Here is a 5,955-nt window from a genome sequence, read left to right as displayed (position 1 = left end):
TCTACAGTCGATTTGCCCAGCTTTAAGTCCCGAGACAAATCTTTTTGACTCACTCCCTTACTGTGATAGTGAAATACTTGTTTTCGTAAACTCTCCGTCGCTCTTTGATGTTTCCCTATCCCAGGAAATCGCTGATTAAAATAACGACCACATGATGGACAATAATACTTATGAGCTTTTAAACACAAATAACTACGTCGCAATCCAATCGATTCATGACGGATTCGTCTTATAAAACTGTCCTTTTTACGTAACTTCTTATTACCACAATGAATACAGCGAACTACCCAGCGATAGCTTACCTCTATGTATACCGGGTTTTCTCCACTTACTCTTTTAATAGAATATCCAGGCAAATTTAGGATACAATCTTTCTTAGGCATTTTAATCTTCCTTTTGACCGTCAAATCAAAGGGTTAGTCTAGACTAACTTGATTAAAATGCCCCCTTATTTGGGGTAGAGCCTATCTTTAACAAAAAATAAATTCTTACTTATTGAATGCCATGCGGTTTCGCCCTTGTAATTCACAATCTCATCTTTAAGGTTTTCCGAATCACGAACTTCTTTTTCTAGTTCAGGTACAGAGTGTTTTGTGCGTAAGAGCCTGACAGGTAGAGCACTCGCAACGAGTTTAAAATCATAGATCTCATTGAGCTCTTCCTCCGTATAACAATTCGTGAGAGATTCACGAAATTGTGCCAAGATTCTCATTGCCTCATCTATTTTGCTTTCGTGTTGATGAGACCTCATATAATCATAAACTGGGTTGTACTTATCTTGATTTGCTAACATTGAAACATTATCGGTCACAAAATAGGCGCATGTACGCCCTTTAACTTGTAATGTGTCTAGGGGAATATAAATCATCAATGTGCACAATTTACTCAAACTACCAAATTTCATCTTACTGCTTAATAAATTTGTTAAAACGAGTGATTGTTTGAAACCAAGCGGATCACAAATCAAAATATCTAAACCAGGAGGGGTTTCTGTTCCTTTAAAATTGAATTCTAAAAAAGACCAATGATTTAATTGTGCGCTTCCGTCCCATTTTGAAAAAGCAATTTCAAACCGTAGATCTTTGACACAACACTCAATCATTTGTTCAATAATCCCTGCTAAACAATCCATTTCATCATAGCTCATTGCGAAAGCGTTAAATTTATCTCTACTTTTTTTGAACCTTTTTTTTAAATATAAAAAGAATGCCATAAGGTCTTCAGGAATACTGTCAGGCTTTCCACTGAGTGCGAGTAATGATTTAATGTCCGAAATATTTTGCATGGTTGAAATGATTTGATATTTAATTATTTTTCTTATTAATCTAAATTAGTTTAATTAAAATTAAAAATAATTTTTATTCAATTAATCAAAATACATTTTTTATTTTCAATTTGAATAAAACTTGAATTTTATGGTTTCTCGTGTACTATGGCGCTTCTTTTTAAACCAGAGGTAATAATAATAATGAAAATGAAACCCAATGAGTGGATGAATGAAGATGGTGAACTTAATCTCATTACAAGAACTCAAAAGAAATTAGCACAAGCCCCTCAATCACAAGTAATATTCTCACAATATCTTTTCTTTAAACAACATGACATAACTGGTGCACAACAGATTAGAAAAAATGTGAATAATGCGTTGGAAATTGCATATGAACGAGATGTTGGATTCGGTCCGACTGAGCACGTCGATCTTCCACACAACAATTTTGGTTACTAAGATATAAAATCCCTTCCCCCTGTCTGCCTCATCACGAGACAACGAGGGATCTCCTCATTGTGACGCAATGCTATAGCGTGAAAATCCCTTGCTGTGCTCGGGATGACTGGAGCAGGGAAAAAGGGAAATTCAGCAACCATTAACGAAAATCCATGCGTCAGCACTTTCTTTAGAAAAAAATAGATCACTCATTGCATAACCCACTACCGCTGCAAGCGTGTCATTAAAATAAACTAAAGGAATTCGTTCCCTTAACCATGGTGGAACGCCCCACTCTTGGAATAATTTTTTTAAACGCTTGGTTTGCCCATGCCAGATAAAATCTTCCCCACCTTGTCTAAATCGAACAGATATTTTTGCATTCGGAGGAGCTACTAGTCCTTGAGTGCTTTTTTTTGCCAATAAATTAATTTCCAGATCAGCGATTATTAAAGGTAAAGGAAATACCGACCATTCAATGCAAGAAGGTAATTTATTTATACTTTTCCTATCTATATATAAATGCCTTTGGTAGCGACGCACAATCACCTCTGTCCAACTCACCTCAGGAATTGCATCAGAACTTGCAAAGATCACTTCATCAATCAAACGCTCGAAAGTGGCTGTAGAAGGCAATTGAACTCGATTATTTTTCAACCAAACCCTGAGCAGATTCACGAGACGATCGCGACTGAGTTCTTTTAATGGTGTTATTGACAAAAAATTGTTTAAAAGGACGTCTGAATTTTCTTCCGATGCATTCCCCTTATTTCCAACCTCATCTGGGGTGTAAAATTGCTTCGTCGATAAAGTGCTCAAATTCTCTTTAACTGGAGTGTACGTAGCGGTTCTACCTTCCATATCCTCTTGTACTTCTCTCTCCTTAACGTGTTTGGAAATAAGTCGACTATCTTCTTCTGCCAGGCTATCTAAATTTCTTTTGGCTTGCTGGCAATGAATGGCTGTTCTTGCGATATTACCCACCACTCCAGGCCATTTTTTTTTCAACAAAGGTATAATTTGTTGACGTAGGTAATTGCGTGAATAATTGATGTCCTGATTGCTCTCATCTTCAATCCATCTTAATTGATGTAAAACCGCATAATTCTCAAGTTGCGTACGGGAATGATTTAAAAAAGGACGAGCCATTCCCCCCAATCCCAATTTGCCCCAATCACTCATCGCAGCCAAACCATCTACTCCAGCGCCTCGGAATAGTTGCAAAAGAACTGTTTCCGCTTGATCATCCAAATGATGTCCTAAAATCAAGCAATTTTGTTCGGTCATCAAAGAAGAAAAAACTGCATATCGAGCAATACGCGCCCTCTCTTCAATATTGGCTGAGCGATCAAATTGTACGGATTGGGTAATTAATGGAATATCTAAATGATGACAAAACTGCTCGCAATGTGCTTGCCAATGAAGTGCACGCGCACTAATACCATGATTCACATGCACTGCGACTAATTTAGCAAACAAGGTGGGATAGGAAGCGAGTACATGCAAAAGCACCGTTGAATCAAGCCCCCCACTAAAGCCTACAATTAGCTTATTAAAATGGCTTAGGCGAGAAAGCCACTCGGTATTCAATAGATCACTTTCCAAACTCACTGAAGGAGGCGAGGCTTGATAAGATGCGGAGCTTAGAACCGAAGTGTACAAGCAAGTACTTGAGGATTCGAGCACCGCATCGGCCGTGCAATTCGCCTCCTCAGTTGAATTTGGAAGAAGATCTAATAAAGCTTTAATCACATGCACCCATAGCCATAAATTTTTGGTACCTGTTCTCGACCAGCTGGTCCAATGGTAATTTCTTTAAAGCACGTAACTCGCTAACCAAAACATCTTTTAAACGTGCAGCCATTTCATCAACATTACGGTGTGCCCCCCCTAATGGTTCAGGCACTACCATATCAATTAACTTATTTTCCAGAATCTTATCTGCGGTAATTCTCATCGCTCGAGCAGCTTCGCTTGCTTTAGACGCATCTTTCCATAGAATCGATGCACAACCTTCTGGAGAAATTACTGAATAAATACCAAATTGCAACATAAGCACACGGTCACCGACGCCAATTGCCAATGCCCCCCCAGATCCTGCCTCCCCTGTTACCACACAGATAATTGGAGTTTTAAGATTTGACATCACAAAAAGATTTCGCGCAATTGCTTCAGATTGATTGCGTTCTTCTGCACCAATCCCTGGATACGCTCCAGCAGTATCAATAAAAGTGAAAATGGGTAATTTGAATTTTTCAGCCATATTCATCAAACGCAAAGCTTTTCGATACTCTTCAGGACGAGCCATCCCAAAATTTCGATATACTTTTTCTTTTGTACGTTTACCTTTCTGATGGCCAAGCACCATAACTGGCTCACCATTTAAGCGAGCCAAACCGCCAATAATTGCAGGAGCTGAAGAACAACTTCTGTCACCATGTAACTCCTGAAAATCAGTAAAAATACGTTCAATATAATCTGTAGTCTGTGGCCTTAGTGGATGTCTTGCCATTTGCGCTACTTGCCAAGGCTCCAAATTTGAAAAAACTTGGGCTGTTAAATCAGAACATTTTGCTTGAAGTCGTGCGATTTCATCACTTAAATTCACTTCGTTATCATGTCCTAACATACGAAGTGCTTCAATTTTTTGATTCAACTCTTCGATGGGTTGCTCAAAATCCAAAAATTGTCTGCTCATTGAATACTCTTTGGTGAATTAAATATCATGGTATATGATAACCTTAACCGACAATTGATGCCAGATTCAAACAAAGTATATGATCATTACAGGATTTAACCCTTTAAATACACAAAACTGCATCTTAAATGAAGCTCGAATTGATCTTTGGCAATTTTCTTTAGTGCATGAATTGAATCATGCATATGAACTATTAAATCAGGAAGAGCGAGCACGTGCGGAGCGATTCTACTTCAGTAGGCATAAACGCCGTTTTTCTACTGCTAGAGCCACGTTGAGAATCATCTTAGCAAATTACCTCAATATTCATCCTGAGCAGCTGGAATTTACTTATAACGAGCATGGAAAACCAGAGGTCATCAATACAGCAAAATTGCAATTTAATATAAGCCACACGGGCGACCTAGCGCTACTGGCTGTTGGAAAAGGCTTTCCTTTGGGTGTTGATATCGAGAAATATTCCGCCAGGCCGTATGAGGGAATTGCCAAAAATTTATTTTCCGATCTTGAGTATGAAGAGTTCATTAAAGTACCCCTCGCTTTGAAACCGGCTGTTTTCTTTCATGTTTGGGCGCAAAAGGAAGCATTTATTAAAGCCTGTGGTTTAGGTCTTTCTTACCCAACCAAACATTTTAGCGTCCCTATATCGATACCAACGAAACAGTTAGTGAACGATCCATTACATAACATGACTTGGCAATTACGTTCCTTTATGCCTGAAGTAGCTTGTAGTGGCGCTTTATGTCATCACCCCACAGTAAGGGAAATTCGACATGGATTTATTCATCTACAACAAAATACTCGCTTGATTTTTTAGGTTTCTGCCAATGCATCTTACCCATTCACAACTTACATTATTACAATTACTTGGCGATGGCGAATGTCATAGTGGTTCCGAATTAGGAGCAGCCCTAGGTATTACCCGTTCAGCGATTTGGAAACAAATTAATCATTTAATAGAATCAGGAATTCCTATAATACGCATGAGACACCAGGGTTACCAACTTCCTAATCAGTTGATTTTATTAAATAAACAGAAAATTACAGAACATCTTATCGCAGAAAAACACATATCACCTTTTGAGTTACATCTATTGACAACCCTTGATTCAACCAATCGCTATCTTAAGGATTTACCCCTTTCAAATTCCGTTGATATTTGTTGTGCCGAAATACAAACTCAGGGTAGAGGACGGTTTGGAAGACACTGGCACTCACCTTTTGGAGAAAATATATACTGTTCGAGTCGTTGGAACCTCAACTATGATCTCGCCAAGCTTTCCGGATTAAGTTTAGTGACTAGTCTAGCTATTGTGGCCACTTTAAATGAATTAGATCTATCCTCTAATATCAAGATTAAATGGCCTAATGATATTTTATGGGATAACAAAAAATTATGCGGCAGTTTGATTGAAATCTTGGCTGAATCAAACGGTAATGTCCAAGTCATTATAGGTGTTGGCTTAAACGTCAATACGGATACTCAAAACAACCCTCTTCCAGATAAGCCATGGTGCTCCTTATATGAGATGACCCAAAAGCATTTTGATCG

The 5,955-nt window shown here is 38.3% G+C and carries 7 protein-coding genes; 3 read left to right on the top strand and 4 right to left on the bottom strand.

Features of this window, described 5'->3' with window-relative positions; genetic code table 11:
- On the bottom strand, nucleotides 1-383 hold a 383-nt coding region (locus tag OQJ26_RS19130; protein WP_265705275.1), incomplete at its 3' end, for a transposase family protein.
- A gap of 65 nt (nucleotides 384-448) precedes the next feature.
- A complete protein-coding gene (locus tag OQJ26_RS19125; RefSeq protein ID WP_265705274.1) occupies nucleotides 449-1,285 on the bottom strand; it encodes a hypothetical protein in 837 nt (278 codons plus the stop codon).
- A gap of 183 nt (nucleotides 1,286-1,468) precedes the next feature.
- Between OQJ26_RS19125 and OQJ26_RS19120 the strand changes: the two genes are divergently transcribed.
- Entirely contained in the window at nucleotides 1,469-1,726 is a 258-nt protein-coding gene (locus OQJ26_RS19120) for a hypothetical protein (RefSeq protein ID WP_265705273.1), read from the top strand.
- A gap of 129 nt (nucleotides 1,727-1,855) precedes the next feature.
- Here OQJ26_RS19120 and tilS read toward each other — a convergent pair whose 3' ends face one another.
- Entirely contained in the window at nucleotides 1,856-3,310 is a 1,455-nt protein-coding gene (gene tilS, locus OQJ26_RS19115) for a tRNA lysidine(34) synthetase TilS (protein WP_265705276.1), read from the bottom strand.
- 139 nt (nucleotides 3,311-3,449) lie between these two features.
- Nucleotides 3,450-4,403, bottom strand: a complete 954-nt coding sequence (locus tag OQJ26_RS19110; protein WP_265705272.1) for an acetyl-CoA carboxylase carboxyltransferase subunit alpha — start codon at nucleotides 4,401-4,403, stop codon at nucleotides 3,450-3,452.
- Between the two features lie 79 nt (nucleotides 4,404-4,482).
- Here OQJ26_RS19110 and OQJ26_RS19105 point away from each other — a divergent pair, with 79 nt between their 5' ends.
- Both OQJ26_RS19105 and OQJ26_RS19100 read left to right on the top strand, forming a co-directional pair.
- Nucleotides 4,483-5,220 carry a 4'-phosphopantetheinyl transferase family protein gene (locus OQJ26_RS19105; protein WP_265705271.1) on the top strand — a complete coding sequence of 246 codons (738 nt, stop codon included), beginning with the start codon at nucleotides 4,483-4,485 and terminating at the stop codon, nucleotides 5,218-5,220.
- 10 nt (nucleotides 5,221-5,230) lie between these two features.
- Nucleotides 5,231-5,955, top strand: a 725-nt coding sequence (locus OQJ26_RS19100; RefSeq protein ID WP_265705270.1) for a biotin--[acetyl-CoA-carboxylase] ligase, incomplete at its 3' end; no start/stop codon positions are given.

The organism is Legionella sheltonii (assembly GCF_026191355.1).
Taxonomy (GTDB): Bacteria; Pseudomonadota; Gammaproteobacteria; order Legionellales; family Legionellaceae; genus Legionella; species Legionella sheltonii.
Note: the sequence above shows the minus strand (reverse complement) of the source record. Positions and strands in the feature narration are given on the sequence as shown.

Coding starts and splice junctions, on each gene's coding strand:
- OQJ26_RS19120 (WP_265705273.1), top strand. CDS start 1,469: ATGAAAATGAAACCCAATGAGTGGATGAATGAAGATGGTGAACTTAAT.
- OQJ26_RS19105 (WP_265705271.1), top strand. CDS start 4,483: ATGATCATTACAGGATTTAACCCTTTAAATACACAAAACTGCATCTTA.
- OQJ26_RS19110 (WP_265705272.1), bottom strand. CDS start 4,403: ATGAGCAGACAATTTTTGGATTTTGAGCAACCCATCGAAGAGTTGAAT.
- OQJ26_RS19125 (WP_265705274.1), bottom strand. CDS start 1,285: ATGCAAAATATTTCGGACATTAAATCATTACTCGCACTCAGTGGAAAG.